This is a genomic window from Sphingomonas phyllosphaerae (genome assembly GCF_036946485.1).
GTDB lineage: Bacteria > Pseudomonadota > Alphaproteobacteria > Sphingomonadales > Sphingomonadaceae > Sphingomonas > Sphingomonas phyllosphaerae_E.
In genome coordinates this window covers 318032-341858 of record NZ_JAQIJA010000002.1, presented here as the reverse complement: position 1 = coordinate 341858, position 23827 = coordinate 318032, and the positions used below count along the sequence as shown (strand labels likewise).

General features: G+C 65.4%; 19 protein-coding genes, 1 tRNA gene and 1 pseudogene. 10 read left to right on the top strand and 11 right to left on the bottom strand.

Translation table 11 applies throughout. The features are described from left to right. Nucleotides 1–484: 484 nt before the first annotated feature. From PGN16_RS07025 to PGN16_RS07015, 3 genes are all read right to left on the bottom strand, one after another. On the bottom strand, nt 485–1051 hold the full coding sequence (locus PGN16_RS07025) for an FKBP-type peptidyl-prolyl cis-trans isomerase (protein WP_335308696.1): 567 nt from the start codon (nt 1049–1051) through the stop codon (nt 485–487). Between the two features lie 103 nt (nt 1052–1154). Beyond that, on the bottom strand, nt 1155–1361 hold the full coding sequence (gene rpsU / locus PGN16_RS07020; RefSeq protein WP_007404630.1) for a 30S ribosomal protein S21: 207 nt from the start codon (nt 1359–1361) through the stop codon (nt 1155–1157). Nucleotides 1362–1468: 107 nt separating this feature from the next. Continuing rightward, nucleotides 1469–2296: a carbon-nitrogen hydrolase family protein gene (locus tag PGN16_RS07015; protein ID WP_335308695.1), complete on the bottom strand. Its 828-nt coding sequence runs from the start codon at nt 2294–2296 to the stop codon at nt 1469–1471. Nucleotides 2297–2474: 178 nt separating this feature from the next. Here PGN16_RS07015 and cysS point away from each other — a divergent pair, with 178 nt between their 5' ends. From cysS to PGN16_RS06995, 4 genes are all read left to right on the top strand, one after another. Beyond that, nucleotides 2475–3905, top strand: a complete 1431-nt coding sequence (gene cysS, locus PGN16_RS07010) for a cysteine--tRNA ligase (RefSeq protein ID WP_335308694.1) — start codon at nt 2475–2477, stop codon at nt 3903–3905. Between the two features lie 24 nt (nt 3906–3929). Next, on the top strand, nt 3930–4709 hold the full coding sequence (locus PGN16_RS07005; protein ID WP_335308693.1) for an SDR family oxidoreductase: 780 nt from the start codon (nt 3930–3932) through the stop codon (nt 4707–4709). A 60-nt stretch (nt 4710–4769) separates the two neighbouring features. Next, nucleotides 4770–6146 (top strand): class II 3-deoxy-7-phosphoheptulonate synthase, encoded by a 1377-nt coding sequence (locus PGN16_RS07000; RefSeq protein WP_335308692.1) that lies wholly within the window; start codon nt 4770–4772, stop codon nt 6144–6146. A gap of 110 nt (nt 6147–6256) precedes the next feature. Continuing rightward, nucleotides 6257–6331: transfer RNA gene (locus PGN16_RS06995), tRNA-Glu, on the top strand. 703 nt (nt 6332–7034) lie between these two features. Here the strand turns inward: PGN16_RS06995 and PGN16_RS06990 are convergent. Further along, on the bottom strand, nt 7035–7922 hold the full coding sequence (locus PGN16_RS06990) for a LysR family transcriptional regulator (RefSeq protein ID WP_335308691.1): 888 nt from the start codon (nt 7920–7922) through the stop codon (nt 7035–7037). 31 nt (nt 7923–7953) lie between these two features. Here PGN16_RS06990 and PGN16_RS06985 point away from each other — a divergent pair, with 31 nt between their 5' ends. Further along, nucleotides 7954–8907 (top strand): SDR family oxidoreductase, encoded by a 954-nt coding sequence (locus tag PGN16_RS06985; RefSeq protein WP_335308690.1) that lies wholly within the window; start codon nt 7954–7956, stop codon nt 8905–8907. Between the two features lie 124 nt (nt 8908–9031). Here PGN16_RS06985 and PGN16_RS06980 read toward each other — a convergent pair whose 3' ends face one another. Then, a complete protein-coding gene (locus PGN16_RS06980) occupies nt 9032–9412 on the bottom strand; it encodes a winged helix-turn-helix transcriptional regulator (protein WP_335308689.1) in 381 nt (126 codons plus the stop codon). Between the two features lie 92 nt (nt 9413–9504). Here PGN16_RS06980 and PGN16_RS06975 point away from each other — a divergent pair, with 92 nt between their 5' ends. After that, complete coding sequence (locus PGN16_RS06975) at nt 9505–10566, top strand: SDR family oxidoreductase (RefSeq protein ID WP_335308688.1); 1062 nt, start codon at nt 9505–9507, stop codon at nt 10564–10566. A 401-nt stretch (nt 10567–10967) separates the two neighbouring features. Here PGN16_RS06975 and PGN16_RS06970 read toward each other — a convergent pair. Further along, nucleotides 10968–12779, bottom strand: a pseudogene (locus PGN16_RS06970) (BCCT family transporter). Nucleotides 12780–13113: 334 nt separating this feature from the next. Between PGN16_RS06970 and PGN16_RS06965 the strand changes: the two are divergent. Both PGN16_RS06965 and PGN16_RS06960 read left to right on the top strand, forming a co-directional pair. After that, entirely contained in the window at nt 13114–14163 is a 1050-nt protein-coding gene (locus PGN16_RS06965; RefSeq protein ID WP_335308687.1) for a potassium channel family protein, read from the top strand. Between the two features lie 666 nt (nt 14164–14829). Then, on the top strand, nt 14830–15561 hold the full coding sequence (locus tag PGN16_RS06960; protein WP_335308686.1) for a hypothetical protein: 732 nt from the start codon (nt 14830–14832) through the stop codon (nt 15559–15561). A 58-nt stretch (nt 15562–15619) separates the two neighbouring features. On the opposite strand, the gene PGN16_RS06955 is transcribed toward PGN16_RS06960, so the two are convergent. The 3 genes from PGN16_RS06955 to PGN16_RS06945 all read right to left on the bottom strand — a co-directional run bounded on the left by PGN16_RS06955 (nt 15620) and on the right by PGN16_RS06945 (nt 17974). Next, nucleotides 15620–15847 carry an FAD-dependent oxidoreductase gene (locus PGN16_RS06955; RefSeq protein WP_335308685.1) on the bottom strand — a complete coding sequence of 76 codons (228 nt, stop codon included), beginning with the start codon at nt 15845–15847 and terminating at the stop codon, nt 15620–15622. After that, complete coding sequence (locus PGN16_RS06950) at nt 15765–16754, bottom strand: FAD-dependent oxidoreductase (RefSeq protein ID WP_335308684.1); 990 nt, start codon at nt 16752–16754, stop codon at nt 15765–15767. The genes PGN16_RS06955 and PGN16_RS06950 overlap by 83 nt, the downstream gene beginning before the upstream one ends. 260 nt (nt 16755–17014) lie before the next feature. Further along, entirely contained in the window at nt 17015–17974 is a 960-nt protein-coding gene (locus PGN16_RS06945; protein WP_335308683.1) for an NAD-dependent epimerase/dehydratase family protein, read from the bottom strand. Nucleotides 17975–18062: 88 nt separating this feature from the next. Here PGN16_RS06945 and PGN16_RS06940 point away from each other — a divergent pair, with 88 nt between their 5' ends. Both PGN16_RS06940 and PGN16_RS06935 read left to right on the top strand, forming a co-directional pair. Next, nucleotides 18063–18962 (top strand): LysR family transcriptional regulator, encoded by a 900-nt coding sequence (locus tag PGN16_RS06940; RefSeq protein WP_335308682.1) that lies wholly within the window; start codon nt 18063–18065, stop codon nt 18960–18962. A gap of 197 nt (nt 18963–19159) precedes the next feature. Beyond that, complete coding sequence (locus PGN16_RS06935; protein ID WP_443019597.1) at nt 19160–21292, top strand: TonB-dependent receptor; 2133 nt, start codon at nt 19160–19162, stop codon at nt 21290–21292. Between the two features lie 207 nt (nt 21293–21499). Here the strand turns inward: PGN16_RS06935 and PGN16_RS06930 are convergent, their stop codons facing one another. After that, nucleotides 21500–23227 carry an N-acyl-D-amino-acid deacylase family protein gene (locus tag PGN16_RS06930; protein WP_335308680.1) on the bottom strand — a complete coding sequence of 576 codons (1728 nt, stop codon included), beginning with the start codon at nt 23225–23227 and terminating at the stop codon, nt 21500–21502. Nucleotides 23228–23250: 23 nt separating this feature from the next. Then, complete coding sequence (locus PGN16_RS06925; RefSeq protein WP_219747629.1) at nt 23251–23712, bottom strand: Lrp/AsnC family transcriptional regulator; 462 nt, start codon at nt 23710–23712, stop codon at nt 23251–23253. Nucleotides 23713–23827 lie beyond the last annotated feature (115 nt).

The following is a 23827-nucleotide window of genomic DNA, read 5'->3' as shown; positions in this document are numbered from 1 at the left end:
TTCCGGCGCTTGGTGTTGATCCATCCACCGGCGGGCCTGCTTCGCCTCGGCGCAACGTTCACGCTGACTACGGCACTGCACCTGCAAGGTCTCAACCACGTCGCGGAGTTGCTTTGTGACATATGGGTCATTGTATAGGGTCGGTGAGTAGACGTTCCGCATTTTGGGCGCGGTATATCGCCTGCCGCTCTCTACAGGCGTTTTCGCGTCTTCCGGCACCGCCTCACGCCCGGCGAATATCATTCCTGCCGGAAAGGCTATGGCAGCCCCGAGGAACGCAGCGCAGGCCGTCCTTCGCCAATCTCTTGCGCTCATGCGTCGTCAGCCAATTGCGCGACAGACTTGCATGACGTGAGGGTGATTTGACATCCGGCAGACATCGCGAGCGATCAGGCTTGTGCAACTTCGCAAGCCTATCCATCCGATAGACAAACGAAAAGGGCGGCCCGCAGGCCGCCCTCACCTGTTCCCGGGGGAACCCGTATCAGCGCCCGCCGGGCGCCGGCCCCGCAGGACCACCCGGAGCACCGCCCGGACCACCCATGCCGGGCATTCCGCCCATCATGCTCTGCTGCATCTGCATCTGGCGGACGGTCGCCTCGGGGAGGAAATCCTGCAGCTCGACGTCGAAAACGAGCGTCGAATTGGCGGGGATTGGACCGTTGGCGCGCTCGCCATAGCCCAGTTCCGGCTTGATCCAGAACCGGTATTTGGCGCCCTTGTGCATCAGCTTCAGGCCTTCGGAAAAGCCCGGCACGACGCCCGCGACCGGCAGCGGCGTCGGCTGCTGCGACTTGTCGAAGACGGTCCCGTCGACCAGTCGCCCTTCATAGTTGATGAGCGCAACGTCGGCGTCCGTCGGCGAGGCAGCCTTCGTGTCGCCCGCCTTCAGCACCTGATAACGCAACCCCGACGGGGTCGTGACGATGCCGGTATTGCCGGCACGCGCCAACGCCACCCCTGCCACCAGGGCGATCAGCAATCCCGCCACCAGCCACAGCACATAGGCGCGCCGGACGGGAGGAATCGGAACGGCGGTGACAGTCGACATTGGCGGGCAACCTCAGGCTTGCACGCGTCGTCGCAACGACGCGCTGGCAGATACGGGGTGAACGCAGCGCCGACAAAGCCGGCGCCATGCTCGACGCAGCGTCTTACCGCGCGCCGTCACGCTCCGCACGCTTGCGCTCCAGCTTGCGCGCACGACGCACCGCCGCCGCACGCTCGCGCGCACGCTTCTCCGAGGGCTTCTCGTAGTGGCGACGCAGCTTCATTTCGCGATACACGCCCTCACGCTGCAGCTTCTTCTTGAGCGCGCGAAGGGCTTGGTCAACATTGTTGTCGCGAACGATGATCTGCATTGGAACCTTCAACTCCGGATCAAACAGGTAATGCGGCGGCGAGCGAGGCTCGCGCCGAACACACCGGCCCTAGCAGCAAGTGCCCAGCCCCGCAAGCGTTCACTCCCTCACGCGATCACGATCGGCGCGGTGACCACGCGGCGATGCTGGAGCGCCGGCACGCGGCCGCGCACCTCGTTCATCCGCGCAGGGTCGATCTCGGCATAGCCGATCCCCGGTTCCTCGCCCATGTCGAGCAGCACCTCGCCCCACGGATCGACGACCAGCGAGTGGCCGTAAGTGGCGCGTCCGTCCTCGTGCACGCCGGTCTGCGCCGCCGCGACCAGGTGCACTCCGGCCTCGATCGCGCGGGCACGCAGCAACACATGCCAATGGGCGGCCCCGGTCGGGCGGGTGAAGCTGGCAGGGACGGACAGCAATTGCGCGCCTGCGTCGGTGAGCGCCCGATAAAGGTCGGGAAATCGCATGTCGTAACAGATCGACAATCCCATCGGCCCCAGCGGGGTGCCGACCACCACCGGGCGATCGCCGGCCGCATAGCTGGCCGACTCGCGCCAGCTTTCGCCGCTGGGAAGGTCGACGTCGAACAGATGCATCTTGTCGTAGCGGGCGCGGATGTTGCCGATCGCGTCGATCATGAAGCTGCGATTGGCGAACCGGCCATCCGGCCGTCGCAGCGCGAGCGATCCAAGATGCACCCACACGCCTGCGCGCGCCGCCGCTTCGCGGACCGCCACCAGCACGCCATCGTCGCCCTCGCGCACGATCGACGATGCCGCGCGTGGTCGGTCGCGATCGAGCAGCCCCGACATCTCCGGCGTGAAGACCATCGCAGCACCCGCCGCCCCCGCTTCCTCGATCGCCGCCACCAGTGCGGCGGCGTTCCTTTCAGGATCGATCCCGGTGGTGGTCTGAACGACGGCAATCTTCGTCACGCATGGCTCCTTGCTGCTGCTGGATGCGGAACAGCAAGCGCTTCACCGACGCAAGTGTTGCAACGCTGCACTGTCCGCAGATCGGTGGCGCAGCGGGTCAGATCGCCGCCTCGCCCGCGGGCTGGCATGAACGATCACAATCCTTGTTGCGCGTGAGCACAGACCCTAAGAGCGCCGGATGACCGCCGCTCCCCTGATCCTCTACAACAGCCTTTCGCGCACGCTCGAGCCGTTCGTCCCGCTCGATCCGGGCAACGTTCGCATCTATTCCTGCGGTCCGACCGTCTATCATTACGCCCATGTCGGCAATCTGCGCGCCTATGTCTTCACCGATACGCTGAGCCGGACGATCGCCGCGAAGGGCTGGCCGCTGACGCACGTCATCAATATCACCGACGTCGGACATCTGACCTCCGACGCCGATGCCGGCGACGACAAGATGGAAGCGGCCGCGCGGGCAAGCGGCCGCGATATCTGGGCGATCGCAAAGCATTACACCGACGCTTTCAAGCAAAATCTCGCCGATCTGAACATCCGCACCCCGACGTACATGCCGCTCGCGACGGATCACGTCGCCGAGATGATCGTTTGGGCCGAGAAGATCGCACCGCGGCACTGCTACCAACTCGACGACGGGCTGTATTTCGACACCACCACCGTGCCCGATTACGGGCGGCTCGCGGGGGCGGCGGACGATGCCGCGCAGGGACGGATCGAAGCGGTCGCCGGCAAGCGGCACTCGCAGGATTTCGCGATCTGGCGCACGACGCCTCCCGGGGAAACACGCCAGATGGAATGGAACTCGCCGTGGGGTCGGGGTGCGCCGGGCTGGCATCTCGAATGCTCGGTGATGTCGGCGAAGTATCTCGGGCCGGCCTTCGACATCCACACCGGCGGAATCGATCACCGCGAGATTCATCACCCCAACGAAATCGCCCAGAACCAGGCGCATTGTGGATGTTCGGATACGGGCGCGACCTTCTGGATGCACAACAACTTTCTCGTCGATCGTACTGGAAAGATGAGCAAATCGTCCGGCGAGTTCCTCACGCTGTCCCGGTTGATGGAGCGGGGCTTCCACCCCCTCTCCTATCGCTTGATGTGCCTGCAGGCGCATTACCGCAGCGAGCTGGAATTCTCGTGGGAGAATCTGACGGCGGCGCAGGTCCGGCTCAAGCGCTGGGTTCATGCGGTCGAGGCATTACGCAGCCGGAGCGGGGACGACGGCGGTACGCCGGCCCTGCCCTATATCGAACAGCTCGACGCGGCGCTCAGCGACGACCTGGCCACCCCGCGCGCATTGCCGATCCTCGATGCGCTGCTTGGCGACAAGAAGCTGCCACCCGCCGACCGGCTGGCCACCTTGGCAGCGTTCGACGCGGTGCTCGGGCTTGATCTCGTGCGGCTCGATCGCGCGACGCTGCGGGTGCGGCCGATGGACGCCGTCCTCGACGAGAGCGCGATTGAGGCGCGGCTGGTCGAGCGAAAGGAAGCGCGCGCTGCCAAGGACTTCGCGCAATCGGACGCGATCCGCGACGAACTATCGGCAAATGGTGTCGAGGTGATGGACGGCGATCCGCTCGGCTGGGACTGGAAATTGCCGGGCTGACGACCAAGGGAAAGGACGATCGACATGGATCTCGGGCTGACAGGACGGACGGCGATCGTCTGCGCATCCAGCCACGGCCTCGGCCGCGCCTGCGCCACCGCGCTTGCGCAGGCGGGCTGTACGGTGATCCTCAACGGACGCGATGCGCAGGCCCTCCAGGAAGCCGCCACCGCCTTGCGCAGCGATGGTGCGACGGTGCGCACCGTGATCGGCGACGTCGCCGACGAGAGCGTTCAGCAGGCGCTGATCGACGCCGGCGACGGACAGGTCGACATCCTCGTGAACAACAATGGCGGGCCGCCGCTCCGCGACTTCCGCGCGCTGGACGCCGAGGCGATCCACGCCGGTGTCGATGCCAATATGGTCACGCCGATCAGGCTGGCGCAGAAGGTGATCGACGGCATGATCGAGCGTCGCTTCGGACGGATCGTGTGCATCACTTCTGGCTCGGTGAAGGCGCCGGTGCCCGGTCTCGACCTGTCGAGCGGCGCGCGCGTCGGGCTGACCGGTTTTCTCGCCGGCGTCGCGCGACAAGTGGCCCACGCCAATGTCACGATTAACTTCCTGCTCCCCGGCCTGTTCGACACCCGGCGGCTCGCGGGGGTTCACGCCTTCAACGCGGAAAAGAACGGCGTCTCGGTCGAGGATGCCGCTGCTTCGGCGCGTGATCGTATCCCCGCCAGGCGTTTTGGCGACCCGCGCGAGTTCGGCGATGCCTGCGCGTTCCTCTGCGCCGCCTCCTCCGGTTTCATTACCGGACAAAGCCTGCTGATCGATGGCGGCGCCTATCCCGGCGTGCTGTAAAGAGGAAGTTGATTGCGGCCCGCGCGCGGTTGGTTCAATGCGCGGGCGTTAGTTGGAAGGATGAATACCATGGCCACCTGGGCCCCGCATAGCTGGACAACTGCCGAAGCGCGCCAGCTCCCCATCTATCCCGACGCCGCGGCGCTGGACGATGCGACGCGGCGGTTGGCCTCGTTTCCACCGCTGGTCTTTGCTGGCGAAGCGCGCAACCTGACCGCCGATCTCGCCAAGGTCGCCGAAGGGAAGGCCTTCCTTCTGCAAGGCGGCGACTGCGCGGAGAGCTTCGCGGAGTTTCATCCCAACAACATCCGCGATACGTTCCGCGTCATCCTGCAGATGGCGGTGGTGCTGACCTTTGCCTCGAAGCTGCCGGTGGTGAAGGTCGGCCGCATGGCCGGGCAGTTCGCCAAGCCGCGCTCGGCCAATACCGAGACGATCGATGGCGTCGAGCTGCCCAGCTATCGCGGCGACAACGTCAACGACATCGCGTTCACCGCGGAGTCGCGCGTGCCCGATCCCGAGCGGATGATCCGCTCCTATGCACAATCGGCCGCGACGCTGAATCTGCTTCGCGCCTTCGCGCAGGGAGGTTATGCGAACCTGCATCAGGTGCACCGCTGGACCCACGACTTCATGGGTCGCAGCCCGTGGGCGAAGAAATATGCCGAAACCGCCGACCGGATCGGCGAGGCGCTCGACTTCATGGAAGCATGCGGGATCAGCCCCGACACGGTGCCGCAACTGTCGCAGACCACCTTCTACACCAGCCACGAGGCGCTGCTGCTCCCGTTCGAGCAGGCGCTGACCCGGCAGGATTCGCTGACCGGCGACTGGTACGACACCTCTGCGCACTTCCTGTGGATCGGCGATCGGACCCGCTTCGAGGGTTCGGCGCATGTCGAGTTCCTGCGCGGGATCGGCAATCCGATCGGCATCAAGTGCGGGCCGTCGCTTGAACCCGATGCGCTGCTGCGGATGCTCGATACGCTCAATCCGCAGCGCATCCCCGGCCGGATGACGCTTATCACCCGCTACGGCTATGACCAGATCGAGGCGCATCTGCCGCGGCTGGTCCGCGCGGTGAAGCGCGAGGGACATCCGGTGGTGTGGAGCTGCGATCCGATGCACGGGAACACCGTGAAGGCGACCAGCGGCTATAAGACGCGGCCGTTCGACCGCATCCTGTCCGAGGTTCGCGGCTTCTTCGCGGTGCACCGTGCGGAGGGTACGCACGCCGGCGGCATCCATGCCGAGATGACGGGGCAGAACGTCACCGAATGCACTGGCGGCGCGATCGACGTCACCGAGCAGAGCCTGGCCGATCGCTATCACACGCATTGCGACCCGCGCCTGAACGCCGGACAGAGCCTTGAGCTGGCCTTCCTGCTGGCGGAGATGCTGAACGCCGAAATGGCCGAGCGGCGCAAGGCGGCCTGATCGACGGGGTGCGTCGGCGACGGCGACCGACGCACCTTTTCGATAGCCGGCAAGAAAGTCGCTTGACGCTTTCGTCCCGGCCTCCTAACAGCGCGCCTCACACCGCGCACGGCCCCTTCGTCTAGCGGTTAGGACGTCGCCCTCTCACGGCGAAAACACGGGTTCGATTCCCGTAGGGGTCACCAAGCTAAATGCTTGATGAAGCTCGGAAATGCCGAGTCACGTGGACGTAACCCCCAGACGCCGAATCGCGTGGCCAGCTTTCGTCATGGTGCCGAGGCCCTTGCCGCCCGCCTTAACGACGATCCGGGCTCCGAACTCGACACTGGCACCGTCAGACAAATGCCGAACAGAGCCGCACGCTACACCAAGTGCAACCGCGAGCGCAATTGTCGCGTTGAACAAACCGCGAACGGATGCCTAGGCTCGGCTGCTACCGCGAGGCGCGACGGGCCCATTGACCGCCTCACGCGCTCGCCGCTCGGACCCGACCTACTTGACAGAAGAGCGGTCGCTTTTCGTGGTACGACGTTTGTACGGGTGCCCTGCTCTGCCCACTACGGGAACGCCTAAACTGGCTAAATGCGCGAGGCTGTCACCCAGAAGTCGAAGCTTGGTTGCCTATAACACACGGTCGGAAGTCATCGCTGGCAGACCCTGCCAGCAACGGACGTTGGACCTCTGCCCGAACGAGACCATAAGGCGAAACAGATTGCGCCGGGTGCATACAAGCCGCTTACTGGCGAATTATTTCAAAGCAGGCGCTCGATCAGAGACGCGAAGCATCGTCTTGACCGAGTTCCGGCGTTCGCGGCTCTCTTCTGGCTTCCCAGCTTCGGCCAATCTCTGCCGCAACGCCTATTCTTCACCTTACCTGAGGATCCACCTTCACCCTGCGACATAGGCGGCAAGCTCTTCCGGTGCGCCCGTAGGAAACGACCGGCGCAAGAACTCTAGGAATGCCGCCACCCGGGCATTGAGCAGCCTGCGGCTTGGGTAGAGCGCCCATAGTGCGATATCGGAGCCCGCGACGTCACCCCAGTGCGCAAGCCGCCCATCGGCGATGTCACGGCCGACAAGCGACAGCGGCAGGCGCGCCGCTCCGCCGCCAGCGCGGACCGCGTCGCGGATCATCACCATTGATGACAGGCGCATCACCGGATCGACGCTCACCATCTCCGGCCCGTCAGGTCTGCACACCGACCAGCTCGTCGCCGTGTCGCCACCGCGCACCACGACCGGCACGGCCGTGTCTGCCGGCCGCAACAGGTCGGGCGCAGCCACCACCACTAGTCGATCGTGCAGGAACGGGCGCCCGACCAGCGCCTCGTCCATGCCAGGATCGACGCGGATCACGATGTCGTAGCCCTCCTCAATCATGTCCACCGCCCGGTCGTCGGTCGTCACCTCAAGGCGCACCTCGCGGTGCTGCCGCGCGAACTCGGCCACCAGTCGTCCCATCGCCATCTGCCCGAACAGCAGGGGCACGCTGATCCGCAGCCGTCCCCTCACCCGCTCGCCGCCCGATGCGATCGCGGCGGCGGTTTCCTCCAGTTCGTTCAGCAACGCGCCGGCACGCTCGAACAGCGCGCGTCCTTCCTCGGTCAGCTTGAGATCACGTCGGCCACGCTCGAACAGCCGCAGATCCAGCGCGGCCTCCAGCTCGGCCACGCGCCGTGACAAGGTGGCCTTCGGCCGCCGCGCCGCACGCGCCGCTTTGCCGAAACCACCGTGACGAGCAACGAGCGTAAAATCGGCAAGCGCGAGCAGATCCATATCGTTCCACCATCGAGACGGCGCGTCCAGATTGCGCGTCTATTTGCATGCCCGTGGATCACGCATCTTCGCCTCGTCAGCAAGACCTAGCGAAGGAGCGAATGCCATGACCATTCTCGTGATCGGAGCCACCGGCCGCGTCGGCCGCCACGTCGTCGATCAACTGCTGCAGCGCGATGCCGCCGTACGCGTGCTCACCCGCGACACCCACAAGGCATCCTTTCCCGCGGGCGTCGAGGTCGCACAAGGCGATCTGCTTGACATCGACGCGGTGCGTTCCGCCTTTGCCGGAGTCCGAACGCTGTTCCTGCTGAATGCGGTCACCGGCGACGAATTTACCCAGGCGATCATCACCCTCAACCTGGCGCGGGAGGCCGGGATCGAACGTTTGGTCTACCTTTCGGTGTTCGAGGCCGACCGGGCCGTCAACGTGCCGCACTTCGCGGTGAAGTATGGCGCCGAGCGGATGCTGGAGGCGATGGGCTTCGGCGCCACCATCCTGCGCCCGACCTACTTCATCGACAATGAGGTGATGGTGAAGGATGTCATCCTCAACCATGGCGTCTACCCTATGCCGATCGGCGGCAAGGGTGTGGCCATGGTCGACGCCCGCGACATCGCCGAGGTCGCCGCAATAGAGCTGATCCGACGGGACACCGCCGAGGCCACACTGCCGATCGAGACGATCAACGTCGTCGGCCCCGAAACGCTGACCGGCGAGGGCGTGACGGCGATCTGGTCGGACGTGCTCGGTCGCCCGGTCGCCTATGGCGGCGACGACCCCAGCAGCTTCGAGGCCAACATGGCGACGTTCATGCCGAGATGGACCGCCTATGAGATGCGGCTGATGGCCGAGCGCTACATCAGCGACGGCATGATCCCCGAGGTCGGCGACGTCGAGCGACTGACCGCGCTCCTCGGCCGTCCGCTACACGGCTATCGCGAAACCGCGGTCCAGATCGCAAGCCCTACGCTTCTGCCGTGAAGTCGCTCACCTGTTGCCGAGATCGGTCGGCAGCAGGTGGACCGACCCAGTTACGGCCGTTCGTAGTCGCCTCTCTGCTGCCCCCTTCCTTCTGACCGTTCATGAGAACGGCGCTAGGGGTCCCCTAGACGCGGCGCGAGCTTGGGCGAGGTGCCAGACGATCCAGCGCGTCGGCGTTATCGCGGCCCCAGCGATAAAGCAAATCTACCGGTTCGACGAAGCGCCGACCCAGGTCCGTCAGCCGATATTCAACCATCGGCGGGATGCTACTTAGGACATGCCGGCTGAGAAGGCCGCTTGCCTCCATGTCGCGCACCGTCTGCGTCAGCATCTTCTTCGAAATGCCCGGAAGACTGCGCTGGAGCACGCCCGTCCGCGCAACACCTCGGTGACGGGCATGGAGCGTGTGCAGCACCATACTGGTCCACTTTGTCGCGAAGAGTTCCAGCACCCGGCGCGGTGCACAGTCCTCGCGCCATTCCTCGTCCGCCGTTCCCGGCTGCATGTGGTTACCTTCTGGTGCCTAGGTGGGTAGATGGTGCCGTCTAGAAGATTGCCGCCACCGTGCCTAGCTCGGGTGCCGAGAAGGAGGCATCCATGACAAAGACGGCACTCGTAGTTGGAGCGAGCGGCATCGTCGGCAGCGCGACGGCGGAGCTGCTGATCGAACAGGGTTGGAGCGTGCACGGTCTTGCGCGACGCCCGATCAGCCAGCCGGGCGTACAGCCCGTCGCCGCGGACCTCCAGGATGCGGAGGCGACTGCGGCCGCGCTACGCGGCCTCAACCCCGACGCGGTGTTCATCACCACCTGGCTGCGGCAGGACAGCGAGGCCGAGAACATTCGCGTCAACGCAAGCATGGTGCGCAACCTGTTAAACGGGTTGCCAAAGCCATTCGAGCCGCGGCACGTCGCGCTGGTCACGGGCCTCAAGCACTATCTCGGGCCATTTGAGGCTTATGGCAAAGGAACGCTGCCCCAGACTCCTTTCCGCGAGGAGCAGGGTCGGCTCGACGTCGAGAACTTCTACTACGCCCAGGAGGACGAGGTGTTTGCCGCGGCCGAACGCGACGGCATCACCTGGAGCGTGCACCGGCCGCACACGGTTATCGGCCTTGCCGTCGGCAATGCGATGAACATGGGAACGACACTCGCCGTCTATGCCACGCTCTGCCGCAAGACCGGTCGGCCTTTCACCTTTCCCGGCTCGGCAGCGCAGTGGTCGGGGTTGACCGACATGACGGATGCGGGGCAACTCGCCCGCCATCTGCTCTGGGCGGCAAGAACAGAGGCGGCGCACGACCAGGCGTTCAACGTTGTCAATGGCGACGTCTTCCGTTGGCAGTGGATGTGGAGCCGCATCGCGAGCTGGTTCGGTCTGGAGGCGGTGCCGTTCGACGGCACGGTCCGGCCGCTGGAGCAGCAGATGGCGAACGACGCCGCCCTGTGGCGCGAGATCGCGATCCGCGACGAACTGGCCGAGCCTCATCTCAGCCGCCTCGTGTCGCCCTGGCACACCGACGCCGATCTCGGTCGCCCCATCGAGGTGGTGACCGACATGGGCAAGAGCCGGCGTCTGGGCTTCACCGGATATCAGCCGACCGACGATGCCTTCTTTGCGCTCTTCGAACGGCTCCGAACCGAGCGTCTGATTCCATGAGGCCCGAACGACCCATAAGCGGCCATTCAGAACCGAATTGGCCCTTGCCATAAGCGGTCGTTCGTCTGAACGACTTCGTCTTCCTAGCCGGAACGACTATATGGCGCCTGAGCAGCCTAGCCGCCATTCATTTCCGACAAATCGCTAAGCTCGCCAATGCGGCTCATTCCGCCTAGACGAAGATGAGCATGCATCTAAAATGAGATAAACCGTCATTTAGTGCCTTCGCCTGGCAACGCCTGCCGTCCCTTTGTCGCACCAGTCACAATAGGGCTTTCCTTATCTCCGGCTCCCAAAAAAATCAATGGATTTTCATCGAGGATGCTGATTATCGGCTATTCGAGCCATAGGCTTATCACCGATCGGTCGCGTCTGCCTTCCGTGAACGACTGAATGTCGGCTCACGCCATCCGCCACCGTTCGAGCTGGGTCAGCACGTCACTGGCGACCTGCTCGACGGTGAACCCGGTGACGTCGCGGAACCGGGCTTCGTGGCTGGCCTGCGCGGCGAGGAACCATGCCTTGCTGCGCCGGGCTTCCGATGCTTCCAGCGCGGTATAGGCGGCCAGCGGTCGCGAGCGCGCCTCCAGCCGATAGGTAAAGGCGCAGCTCCCCTCGGCGGGAAGGACCAGCGTGACAATGTCTTCGCCGACATCAAGGCGGCTGCCGATCCAGCCCTGTTCCTGCAACCCATCGTACACGGAACGCAGGGCGGGTTCGCCGGTCCGCTCGATCTGTCGTAGGATATCCGCCCGGCGGGCGGGGACGATGAGGCGCTTCAGCCGCTCGCCGATGGCAGGCGCGTCGGTCGGCAAGGTCACCCCGGCAAGATCGGCATTGGTCTGGCGCACCAGACCCAATGCCAGCATCAGCATGATGAAGCAGAAGGGTAATGCAGCGATCAGCGTTGCCGCCTGCAACGCCCCGAGGCCGCCGGCGAGCAGCAGGAGCGTCGCCGTCACGCCGAGCAGGACGCACCAGTAGATGCGCTGCCAGCGCGGCGTGTCTTCCGCCCCGCCCGACGCCAGCGTGTCGATCACCAGTGCGCCGGAATCCGCAGACGTGATGAAAAACACGGCGACGAGGATGATGGCGAGGGTCGAGGTAACGCCGACGGCAGGCAGATACTCCAGGAACTTGAATAGCGCGGTCGACAGGTTTGCCTGCACCGCATCGGCGATCCCGCCTGCCGCCGGGCCCAGATCGAGCGAAATCGCGGTGTTGCCGAACACCGTCATCCACAGGAAAGTGAAGGCGGTCGGCACGAACAGCACGCCGGTCACAAATTCGCGGATCGTCCGCCCGCGGGAGATGCGGGCGATGAACATGCCCACGAACGGCGACCAGGCGATCCACCATGCCCAATAGAACAGCGTCCAGTCCGCCATTTAGGCGTAGAGCGTGAAGGTCCGCATGACGAAGTGATCGAGATATAGTCCGAAATTCTGCACCAGGGCGCGCAGGAGGAAGAGCGTCGGCCCCAGCGCCAGCACGAACAGCATCAGCAGCACGGCGACGGTCAGGTTCAGCTCCGACAGGCGACGGATCCCGCGATTGGCGCCGCTTAGCACCGATAACGTCGCCGCGCCCATCACCAGAATGATGACGACGATCTTGGTCGTCGTGCTGTCCGGCAGGCCGTAGTTATAGGCAAGGCCCGCGGTCATCTGCGAAACGCCGAAGCCCAGCGAGGTGGCGACGCCGAACACCGTGCCGCAGACGGCGAAGATGTCGATCGCATCACCGATCGGTCCGTTGATCCGTTTGCCGAGCAGTGGCGAAAACCCCGATCGGAGCGTCAGAGGCAGATTCTTGCGGTAGGTGAAATAGGCGAGGCTGAGCCCGACCAGCGCATAGATCGCCCAGGCATGGACACCGTAATGGTGGAAGGTGATCGCCATGGCCTCCCGCGCGGCATCGATCGTCCCGCTCTTCGCCTCAGGAGGCGAGATGTAATGCTGGATCGGCTCGGCGACCGCGAAATACATCAGACCGATCCCCATGCCCGCCGCGAACAGCATCGCAAGCCACGACAGATAGGGAAAATCCGGCTCGGCATCGTCCGGCCCGAGCTTGAGCTTGCCCGCCGGTCCGAAGCCGAGCATCAATACGACGACCAGAAAGACGGCGACCGCCGCGATGTAGAACCAGCCGAACGTATCGATCGTCCAGGCCTGCGCCGCCTTGAAGGCATGATCGGCGCTGCCCGGCATCGCGATCGTGGTGATCAGCAGGGCGGCAATGATCCCGGACGCGCCCCAGAAGACCCGCGGATTGATGTGATGTGTCGGCATGTCTGCAGGGTAGCCGATATCCGCCGCCCTGGCGAATGATGCACCTGTCTTGTCCGATCAGGCCGCGGCTGCGATAGCCCTTCGCGGGCGCGCCCCTTGGCAAAGGAGTGCAGGCATGTTGCGCTGGTTAAGACGCCTGCGCCGGGGACCGTGACGGAGAGCTAGCCATGACCGATCGCACGTGCCGTCCCGCGCCTGCCCTGCCGGCCACAGCGCATCGCCCCCGCCACCCCGCCCTGCGCGTGAGCGCTGCATGATCCGACGCGACCGCAGCGCGGCAAGCAGGGAAAGCGTCATCAGCGGCGCCTTGCGGCGGCGCCGGCGTACGCCGGTGTGGCTGTCGCTGCTGTGGCGGGTCGGTCTGGTCCTCGCGCTGCTCGGCGTCGCACTGGCGGGTCATTGGCTGGATCGCAGCGGTCTGCGCGACAATATCGACGGCCATATCAGCTTCGCCGACGTCCTCTATTTCACGATGATCACCATCACCACGGTCGGCTATGGCGACATCGTGCCGGTGACGGAACAGGCGCGGCTGTTCGATACGTTCGTGGTCACGCCGATCCGGCTGTTCGTGTGGCTGATCTTTCTGGGAACCGCCTATGACTTTCTGCTTCGACGCGTTTGGGACGGATGGCGGATGCGCGTGATCCAGCAGCGGCTCAGCGGCCATACGATCGTCACCGGCTTCGGCACGTCGGGCAGCGAGGCCGTGGCGGAGCTGATCCGGCGCGGCGCGGATCCCGCGACCATCGTCGTCATCGACGAACGGGCAGCCGCTATCGAGATGGCCGAGCGGCTGGGCGTCAACGTCATGCAGGGCGATGCCAGCCGCAACGCGACGCTGGATGCGGTGCAGGTCGCGCGCGCGAAGGCGGTGATCGTCTCCGCCGGGCGTGACGACACGTCGATCCTGATCGTGCTGACGGCGCGCGGACTGGCGCCCGGCGTACCGCTGAGCGTGGTGATCCGCTCGGAGGACAACGAACCGCTCGCCCGGCAGGCTGGCGCGACGACGGTCATCAACCCGGCCAGCTTTGCCGGACTGCTGCTCGCCGGCTCGACGCATGGTGAGCATCTGGCCGACTATATCGCCGATCTGGCCGCGCACGGCGGCCGCGTCGCGCTGCACGAACGCGACGTCGCGCCGGCGGAGGTGGGTCGGCCGCTGTCCGCCCTCACCACCGGCCTTGGTGTCCGCCTGCACCGGGACGGTACCGCGATCGGCTTCTGGGAACCGCAGGCGCGGCGGCTGGAGATCGGCGACCGGATCGTCGAAATCGTCCCCACGGAGCGCCTGCCATGACCGCCGCCGCCTCGGATCGCCCCGGCCCCGGCGGTTAACGATCCGGGAACCGCAATCGCAGTGATCAAGGCAAGTTCGCGCATCTTGCGCCGCATCGTCGATCATCAGGCCGACATGGCGTTCTTGCCCGCTCGGGTGCATGTCCCCGCCATTCACCTCGCCAAAACTGCTCGACGATTGATGCGGTCCGATCGTGGTGCTGCCACAATCGAAGTCGGTATACGTCTGCAAAGGGCTTTCAGTGCGCTAGCGAGGCATGCCGAGGGTGCCCGCCCCCCTCATCCGACGCGAGACGCGGGATGCCGTCGAGCGCGCAACAGTGGCTCAACGAGCGGCGCTGACCGGGGGCAATGGAGCAAACCCATGCTTCCTGCTTCGGTTCTGGTTGACCCAGTTGTTGACGCTCGGGCTGCCCATTCAGCCACCCGAGTCCGGTCGTTCGTTCATGTAAGTGTCGCGGTCAGATCTACTTGAAAAGCCGATTATGCGCTTTGTCGACCGACGCCCGGCTTCCGCCACTCCGGCACGTTATCAGCGGCCGAAGAACCGAGGCAACACGCTCCCAACTCAAGGTCAAATTGGGAACGGCAGCGCTCGCCATTCTTTTGACCATCATCCGCTACCGGCTATCGGCGTAGCGACGAGGTATCCAAGCGATTGATGATCATGCGTATGAAACCGGGCTGGAAGTTAATAAGCGTATTTGCCCTGACCCTGTCAGGTTGCGCCACGCAACCCGTTCCCGTGCAGCCACCGCCTGCCATCGTCCCTGTAACGCCGCCGCCCCCGTCTATGCCAGCCGGCGGCTACGTTGGTATGAAGATCCCTTCTAAGCTCAATGACGGCAGATACTTCACCCCGAATCTCAACAATACGGATTCAGCCGCCGTTTGGCACCTGCGTAACGCGTTGAACGTAGCGGCGCTTGGCTGCGATCTGGAAGGTGGCGGGATCGTCGATGCGTACAACGCCTGGATTAGGAACCATGCCGCCGTAATCGACCGCTACTATCAGGCCCTTATTCGCGAATGGCAGGCACCCGGCTGGATCGACTGGCAGCGCGTCTATGACGACGATCAGACGCGCATCTACAATTTCTATGCGCAGCCGGCGATGCGATCGGGCTTTTGCGCTGCTGCGCGAGAAGAAGTCGCGCAGGTCGGCCAGATTTCGGACGACGATCTGCCGACTTTCGCTCATTCAGCCTTATCACGCCTCGACCGCCCCTTCATCAATTTCTATAAGGAGTTCGACGCCTGGCGAACCTTTTACCACCTCAACCCGCCGGCTGCCGCGCAAACCGGCGACATCCCTCTTATAGTGGTACAGCCGCCTCCGGTCACGACGCCCGACGGAACCGGTGCTCCCATCGAAGCGGCACCGGCCCCCGGACAGTAAGTGACAAGAAAGCAGACGTTTATAGCGAGATCAGCGTGTCCTGATAGCGGACATCCATTCATCGGCTCGCGAACAGCTCCACCACACTCATCGGCGCGTCCGGCCCGAAGAAGCGTGCGAGATTGCTGGCGCTGTGATGCGCGACGATGTGGCTGCGGGCAAACAGCTCATGCTCGTAGGCCGACAGCGCCGCTTCATGGTCTTCAGGATGGTCTATCAACGCTCGTGCAAGCTCCACGCCATCGAGCATGGCGAGATTGGCCCCCGCGCCCGCGAAGGGTGACATGAGATGCGCCGCGTCGCCGATCAATGTCACTCCCGCCGATCGCTTCCACGTATTCGACGGCGGCAGCGCATAGATCGGCCGGACGATGGGCCTTGCGTCGCCGTTTTTGATGAACGCGCGAAGGGGGTGGCGCCCATTCGTCGAACAGAGCGGCCACACGTGCAGTGACGGTCGCCGGATCGGCGGTAGCCCAAGCCTCGGGGCAGGTTACTGCGACATAGGTGTGGATGCTGCTATCACTGTTGCGATGCGCCAGGATCGCCTGACCGGGCGCCGCCGCCATCAGCGTGCCTGAGCCGATCACCGCGGCGGCGGCATGGGCCTGTGGGTCGTCGGGGGCGAGATGCAACTCGACGAAGCTGATGCCGACATATTCGGGGCGAACATCGGTGATGAGCGGACGCACCCGCGACCATGCGCCGTCCGCACCGACCAGCAGTGTCGTCTCAACTGTCGAGCCATTCGCGAATGCCACCATGTGGCGACTGCCTGCCGTCGGGCGGATCGAAACAACCTTGTGCCCCCATTTAACCAACTCCGGCGGCAGGGCGTCGAGCAGCATCCTGCGTAGCTCGCCGCGATCGACCTCCGGCCGGGCCGTGGCCGGGTCGCCGGGACGGTCGAGCAGCACCGTGCCCTGACAGTCCACGACCCGCTTTGCATCCTCGCCCGGCCGCACAAGCGTCAGAAATGTTCCGTGAAGCCCCAGATCGTGCAGTGCCCGCTGCCCGCTATGCTCGTGGAGGTCGAGGAGTCCGCCCTGCGCGCGCGCATCCGCCGACGCCTCCGCTTCATACACGGAAACTTTGATGCCGTGACGATGCAACATGCCGGCGAGCACTAGGCCACCAAGGCCGGCACCGATGATCGTGACGTTCTCTCGCATATACGTGACGTTCTCTCGCATATATACGTGCTCCTTCGTCCTGCAGGCTTGCCTGCATCGACATCAGTGGAGCCGCTGGCCGGCGAGAGCCGGCGTGTGCGCGGTGGGTGGACGTAACCACCGCACCGTTTTTCGCAGCGGGGAAAACTTAGAATGACTGGAGCGACCACGCAACACCTTGATGAGTCCGCGAGTTGCTCCAGTTGCGGACATTTCGATCGGCGCGCCCGATGCTCGAGAACTGCCGCTGGGTCATCAGCGGATGCAAGGCCGCCGAACCTTTACAGCCGCCCCAAACCCTGCAGCGTTACGCGCAGCGCCTCGTCGAGCGGCGTTGCCGGCACCTCGCCGAGAAAGCGGCGCAACTTGCCGTCGATCAGCCGGAGCGGCCGGCGCCAGAGATAGATCATCTCGCGCATCTCGCGCGCGGTCTCATGGAACGGCGCCATCGCGTGCACCACCGGCCAGGGGAACGGGTAGATCGGCGCGTTCGGCTTGCCTGCCGCCTGGCGGATCGACTCCGCGAACGCGCGGTTGTCGTCCACCCAGGTGCCAGCGAAGTGGAAGCTGTCGAACGCCGGCAGCGCGTCGCGCCGTTCAAGGAGGCGCACCATCGTCTCGGCAAGGTCGGGCAGATAGGCCCAGGCATGGCCGCTACCCGCGCACGCAGGATTGAACACGCGCCTGACCGGCCCGGGCGTCGGCACCATGCCCTGCGCCAGCCAGCTATTGCCGCTGCGCGGACCGTAGAAGTCGCCCGCGCGGACAACCAGTGCCCTGGCATCGTTCCGGCTCGCCTGGAGCAGGCGGCGCTCCATCTCGACGCGGATCGCACCCTTTCGGGTCACCGGGTTCTGCGGGGTATCCTCGTCGACAGCCTCGCCCGCGTCCGGCCCGTAATTGTAGACCGTGCCTGGCAGCAGCACGCGCGCGCCGGTCCCAGCTGCCGCTGCGATCGTGCTGTCGAGCATCGGCAACACCAGCCCTGCCCAGTTGCGGTAGCCGGGTGGGTTCACCGCGTGCACGATCACCGACATGCGATCGGCCGCGGCGGTGACGGACGCCTTGTCCATGGCGTCGCCCTGCACCCATTCCAGCGCCGGATTGCTCACCCGGGCCCGCGCCGGGTCGCGATGAAGCGCGCGAACCGTCCAGCCACGGGCGTGCAACGCTTGCGCCACCTCACCACCGATGCCGCCGGTCGCGCCGATCACCAGCGCCGTGTTTGTGTCCTTGTTCATGGTCACCTCCTCATTGCGAGGGCGGAGATGGACGCCATCCGGGCCAACCGAAATTGCGACAATACGCAGAGCAGCTATACGAGATCGTATGAACAGCGGACCCGGGTGGGAGTTGTGGCGCACCTTCAGCGCCGTCATGCACGCGGGCAGCCTGTCGGGTGCGGCGCGCGCGCTCGGTCTCACCCAGCCGACCGCCGGGCGACATATCGCGGAACTGGAAGCGACACTCGGCGCTGGCGCGCTGTTCACGCGCTCGGCGCGCGGGCTGCAACCCACCGAGACCGCGCTGGCGCTCGCGTCGCAAGCCGAGGCGATGGCTGCCGCCGCGGCAGCGCTGGTGCGAACCGCCTCCGCTCCCGCCGATGCGGTGATCGGCGTCGTCCGGATCAGTGTGAGCGAGGTGATCGGAGCGGAGGTGCTGCCGCCTGTCCTCGCCGCCCTGCGCGCGCAGCATCCCGGGTTGATGATCGAGCTGCTGCTCACCAACGCCTCGTCCGACCTGTTGCGGCGTGACGCCGATCTTGCAATCCGGATGACCGAGCCGAAGCAGCAAGCGTTGCTCGTCAAGTCAGTGGGCCGCATCCGCCTCGGCTTCTATGCGCACCGCGAGTATCTTGCCGGCGCCGTGTCGATTGACAGCGCCGCTGACCTGGAGCGGCATGCGATCATCGGCTTCGACCGGGATGTGGCGTCGATCCGGTCACTTGAGGCAGCCTGGCCTGACCTGCCCACCTTTGCGCTGCGCACCGACAACCAGTTGGCACAGCTTGCGCTGATCCGCGCCGGCTGCGGGATCGGTGTGATGCAGGACCCGATAGCCCACCGCGACCCGGCGCTGATCCCGGTCCTGCCCGAAACCTTCCACGCCCATCTGCCCGTCTGGATCGCCATGCATGAGGACCTGCGCTCGACCAGGCGGATGCGGCTGGTCTTCGACGCACTGGTCCGCGGCATGACGGCCTACATCAGGGTGGGATCAGAGCGTTAGCAGTGACTCAGTTCCGCACCCTTTCTCGACGCAATCATTTCAGCCGCTCGGTCATCTCACAGGCAAGCGCAGCATGGGAAAGCGGTCAAATGGTCTGGCTCAACGAGCGCTGCGTCCGCATCCGCCCAATCGCTATTGCGAGACGGTTGCACTTTAAGTAGGAGGCTTGTATCCGCCCCCGGAAACGGGGAACTTACATGAAGCTCATACTCATCTCTCTTGCGGCGACCGTCATCCCGGTCACCGGCGCAAGCGCGCAGGAAGCACGGGATGGTGGCGAACCGGCGAACAGCCGCCGCGAAGACATCGTCGTGACGGCCGCGCGGACCAACCTGCCCCCCAGCGCCTTGCCGCTGACCGTGGATGTGATCGATCAGGAGACCTTGTCGCGTCAGGTCACGGTATCGGGATCGGTGGTGGATGCGGTATCGGCGCTACTACCCGCCTTTTCGCCCACGCGGGAGAAAATCACCGGCACCGGCGAGACGTTGCGCGGTCGCTCACCGCTCTACGCCATCAACGGCATCCCTCAGACTACCCCGATCCGCGACGGTGCGCGGGACGGCTATACGATCGATTCCTTCTTTATCGACCGGATCGAGGTCATCTATGGCTCCAATGCGCTGCAAGGGATTGGCGCGACGGGCGGCGTCGTCAACCAGGTCACCGCCAGAGCGCCTAAAGAGGAGGGCTGGAGCGGCCGGACACTTCTCCAAGGCAACAGCGGCGACGACCTCTCGGGCGCCTCGCTCGGCGGCAAGGTTGCCGGTCTCGTCAGTCTGCGCAGCGGCCGGTTCGACGCCACCGCCGGCGTCGCCTTTGAGCGGCGCGGGGTGTTCCTGGATGGCCGTGGAAGACGCGTCGGCTATGACGGCAATCAGAGCGAGATACAGGACACCGATACGCTGTCCTTTTTCGGTCGTATCGGTGTCGATTTGTCCGACACCGCTCGTCTCGAAGTCATCGCCAATCGCTTCCGGTTGCAAGGGAACAACCATTATGTCCCGGTCGAGGGCAGTCGGGAACGCGGCATTCCCGCAACGACCCGCCGTGGCGAAACGCCGGGACAGCCTTCCACCGGCGTCGCACAGATGATGTCGGCATCGCTGACGGACGGCGATCTTGCCGGTGGTGCGTTCACCCTTCAGGGCTTCTACAATCGCACCAGCGACACATTCGCGGGCGGCATTCTTGCAACCTTCCAGGATGCGCGGATCGCGCCCGTCGGCACGCTGTTCGAACAGTCGCGCAACGTCTCTCGCAAGCTCGGGGGCAAGGTAAGCTACGAGCGCGAAGTCCCCGGTTTCAAGGCGCTGACGCTTACCGCCGGGTTTGACGCACTGTTCGACCGCACCGCCCAGACACTGGTGCAGACGGGCCGAACGTGGGTGCCGCAGACCGACTTCCGCAGTCTCGCCCCGTTCGGGCAGGCCAACCTCAAGCTGCTGGACGGCGTCGTCCGCCTCGCGGGCGGGGTGCGACACGAGAACGTCCAGCTTGACGTGCCGGACTATACAACCCTCGCAACATCTGGCTCGCGCTTCGTCACCGGCGGCAAGCCGGCGTTCGATCGCGCCTTGTGGAACGGCGGCGTCGTGCTGGAGCCGATGAAGGGCATCCGAACCTATGGCAGCTATGCGGAAGGATATACGATCGCCGATATCGGCCGGGTGCTACGCGCGGTCAGCCAACCGAACGTGCGTATCGACGAATTTCTTGACCTGACGCCGGTCATTTCGAACAACCGCGAGGTGGGACTCGAGGTGACGCGGGGACCGCTCGTCGCCAGCGCAACCTACTATTGGTCGTCGAGTGAGGCGGGACAGGTGCTGGTCCGCAATGACGACGGCATCTTCAACGTCAACCGCCAACCGGTCGACATCGAAGGGCTGGAGCTCAACCTCGATGTTCGTACGCCAATGCCAGGCTTGAAGATCGGGACCGGCTACAGCCACGTCACCGGTCGGACGGACACCAACGCGGACGGTACGCTCGACGCCGATCTCGACGGTGCCAACATTTCGCCCGGTCGTCTGAATATCAACTTGGACTATAGCAGCGGCCGCTTCAGCGCGCGTGCGCAAGGCCGGTGGTACCTATCGCGCCGGTTTGAGGGGCAGCCGATCGCCAACGATTTCGTCGGCTACCGTTTGTTCGATGCCTATGTCGCCTACGAGCTGCCGGTCGGCCGAGTGATGCTTAGCGTCCAGAACTTGGGCAACACCGACTACGTCACCTACTATAGCGATACGCAGGGTCCAACCGACAATGCCCGCTTCTACACCGGACGGGGCCGCAATTTCACATTGAGCTGGCAGGCGGGCTTCTGACGCGCACGCTGTCGCTGCCTCACCGCATGATCGGCGCGATCGGCGGCCTTTGCAGGCCGTCCTCGGGCTGACTGGCACGCTGTTGGTCCGGCGAAACGACATGACCTTCGTGTCCGATGCCAGCTATTCTATTCGTACTGATCCTGCGGCGCTGGCGCGGATCGCGGCAACGTTGGGGAGGGACCACGGCCGGCGCGTCGGCGCGTTTTACCGCCAGTTCCAGTGCGCCGCGTTGGCGCGACAGCCGCCTGCTGCGCCGCCCCGATACGCGCGGCCACGCACCACGCGCCCGGTGTGGGCACCGGTCGGCCGACCATCGCGCAACGCAAATCGCCCGTTCACGAGCACATCGCTCACTCCGGTGGCGAGTTGCGCAGGTCGCTCATAGGTCGCCTGGTCGGCGATCGTGGCGGGGTCGAACACCACGATGTCGGCGTACAGGCCGGCGCGCAAGCGGCCGCGATCGACGATGGAGAGATGGTCGGTAGGCAAGCTGGTGAGCCGCCGTACCGCCTCGGCGAGCGTAAGGTCATGCGTGTCGCGGACATAATGGCCCAGCAGCCGTGCGAAATTGCCATATGCGCGCGGGTGATCGCGGCTGCGTAGAAACACGCCCTCCGGCGCAGGAGCGGCCTCGTCCGAGCCGAAGCTCATCCACGGCTGGCGGATCGCCTTGCGCACATTCTCCTCGCTCATCAGGAAATAGGCGATACCGACGCGCGTGCCGTCCTCGACCACCAGGTCCATCGCGGTCTCCTCGGGCGTCGTGCCGCGCTCGCGCGCGACAGCGGCAAGCGTCTTGCCGGCGAGCGGCTTGAGCGCTGGGTTCTTGAAGCCGAGCAGCAGCGTGCCTTCCGCGCTGGCACCAGCCAGTAGGTTCTCCCATGTCGCCGGATGCGGGTCGCGCATCTCGGCGGCGACTTTCGCGCGCGTCGCCGGATCCTTCAGCCGCGCGATCCATGCGTCGAGCCCGCCGGCCTGCACCCACGGCGGCATCGCCGCGTCGAGCCCGGTCGCGCCGGCGGTGTAGGTGTACATGTTGGCGGAGATGCGCACGCCGCGCGCACGCGCTGCCTCGATCGCGGCGATGACGCGGTCGATCTTGCCCCAATTGTCGCGACCGGCCTGTTTGAAATGGTAGATCTCGGCGGGCGCGCCCGAGGCCTCGGCGATGGCGATCGTTTCCGCCACGCCTTCCTCCAGCCGATCGCCCTCGCTGCGCATATGGACGGTGTAGATGCCGCCGCACGCCGCCGACACCTTCGCCAGCGCGATCAGCTCGGGCGTCTTCGCGAAGGTGGCGGGCGTGTAGATCAGCATGTCGGTCAGCCCGAGCGCCCCCTGCTCCATCGCCGCGCGCACCAGCCCGCGCATCCGCTCGAGCTGGGCCGGCGTCGGCTGGACGTCGTCGGCGCCGAGCACCGCCTCGCGCACCGTGCCCGCGCCGACGAAGGAGGCGACGTTGGGCGCGATCGCACGGTGCGACAGCACGTCGAGATAGCCGCCCAGCGTCGTCCACGTGACGGGATAGCGCAGGTCACCCTGTTTGCTGACCATGTCGCGCCGCATCGCCGGGCTGAGCGGCCCCATCGAGAACTCGCCCATCACCTCCAGCGTGACGCCCTGCGCAAAGTCCGACAGCGCACGACCGTCAACCAGCAGGCTCTCCTCCGGGTGCGCGAGCATGTTGACGAAACCGGGCGACACCGCCTTGCCGCGCGCGTCCAGCTCGGTGGCGCCGTGCGCCGCGACGTGCGGCGCGACCGCCGCGATCCGGTCGCCGGCGATGGCGACGTCGCCGACATACGGCGCGTCGCCCGAGCCGTCGTAGATCGTGCCGCCACGGATCACGACGTCATAGCGCGGCGGCGACGCGGCGCCTGTCAGCGGCAGTGGGGCGAGCAACAGGGCAGCGAGCGGTAGCAGGCGCTTCATGGCGGCTCCTCGGCGAAATCGGGTCAGATCGGCAGCTCGGACGTGGACTTGATCTCGGACAAAGCGACGGTGGAGGTGATCTCCTGCACGCCGGGCAGTCGGCTCAGCTTGTCGAAGAAGAAGCGCTCGTAGGCGTCGATGTCGCGCGCGACGATGCGCAGCATGAAGTCGGTCGTACCCATCAGCACATAGGCGTCGAGCACCTCGGGGAAGCCGCGGATCGCTTCGGCGAACTCGTCGAGGTTGGCGCGGCCGTGCGCGTTGAGCCGCACCTGCGCGAAGATGTGCGCGCTGAGCCCGACCTTGCGGCGGTCCACCAGCGCGACACGGCCGCGGATCACGCCCTCGCGCTCGAGCCGGTCGATCCGGCGCCAGCACGGCGAGGCCGACAGGCCGACCTTGGCGGCGATCTCGGCGACGGTCTGCTGCCCGTCGCGCTGCAGCTCGCGGAGGATGCGGCGCTCATAATCGTCGAGCTGGGTCATTCGTACCGCGATCCGGGCATATGCAGGATGAACATGCCCCAGCGTAGCGGCTGGCGCGCGGATGAGGAGACCTTTTCCGGCGCGCCGCTGCCATGCTGTGCGCCAACGATCCGAC

Coding starts and splice junctions, on each gene's coding strand:
- PGN16_RS07025 (WP_335308696.1), bottom strand. CDS start 1,051: ATGTCGACTGTCACCGCCGTTCCGATTCCTCCCGTCCGGCGCGCCTAT.
- rpsU (WP_007404630.1), bottom strand. CDS start 1,361: ATGCAGATCATCGTTCGCGACAACAATGTTGACCAAGCCCTTCGCGCG.
- cysS (WP_335308694.1), top strand. CDS start 2,475: ATGACCGCCGCTCCCCTGATCCTCTACAACAGCCTTTCGCGCACGCTC.
- PGN16_RS07005 (WP_335308693.1), top strand. CDS start 3,930: ATGGATCTCGGGCTGACAGGACGGACGGCGATCGTCTGCGCATCCAGC.
- PGN16_RS07000 (WP_335308692.1), top strand. CDS start 4,770: ATGAATACCATGGCCACCTGGGCCCCGCATAGCTGGACAACTGCCGAA.
- PGN16_RS06990 (WP_335308691.1), bottom strand. CDS start 7,922: ATGGATCTGCTCGCGCTTGCCGATTTTACGCTCGTTGCTCGTCACGGT.
- PGN16_RS06980 (WP_335308689.1), bottom strand. CDS start 9,412: ATGCAGCCGGGAACGGCGGACGAGGAATGGCGCGAGGACTGTGCACCG.
- PGN16_RS06975 (WP_335308688.1), top strand. CDS start 9,505: ATGACAAAGACGGCACTCGTAGTTGGAGCGAGCGGCATCGTCGGCAGC.
- PGN16_RS06965 (WP_335308687.1), top strand. CDS start 13,114: ATGATCCGACGCGACCGCAGCGCGGCAAGCAGGGAAAGCGTCATCAGC.
- PGN16_RS06960 (WP_335308686.1), top strand. CDS start 14,830: ATGCGTATGAAACCGGGCTGGAAGTTAATAAGCGTATTTGCCCTGACC.
- PGN16_RS06955 (WP_335308685.1), bottom strand. CDS start 15,847: ATGTCACCCTTCGCGGGCGCGGGGGCCAATCTCGCCATGCTCGATGGC.
- PGN16_RS06950 (WP_335308684.1), bottom strand. CDS start 16,754: ATGCGAGAGAACGTCACGTATATGCGAGAGAACGTCACGATCATCGGT.
- PGN16_RS06945 (WP_335308683.1), bottom strand. CDS start 17,974: ATGAACAAGGACACAAACACGGCGCTGGTGATCGGCGCGACCGGCGGC.
- PGN16_RS06940 (WP_335308682.1), top strand. CDS start 18,063: ATGAACAGCGGACCCGGGTGGGAGTTGTGGCGCACCTTCAGCGCCGTC.
- PGN16_RS06935 (WP_443019597.1), top strand. CDS start 19,160: ATGAAGCTCATACTCATCTCTCTTGCGGCGACCGTCATCCCGGTCACC.
- PGN16_RS06930 (WP_335308680.1), bottom strand. CDS start 23,227: ATGAAGCGCCTGCTACCGCTCGCTGCCCTGTTGCTCGCCCCACTGCCG.
- PGN16_RS06925 (WP_219747629.1), bottom strand. CDS start 23,712: ATGACCCAGCTCGACGATTATGAGCGCCGCATCCTCCGCGAGCTGCAG.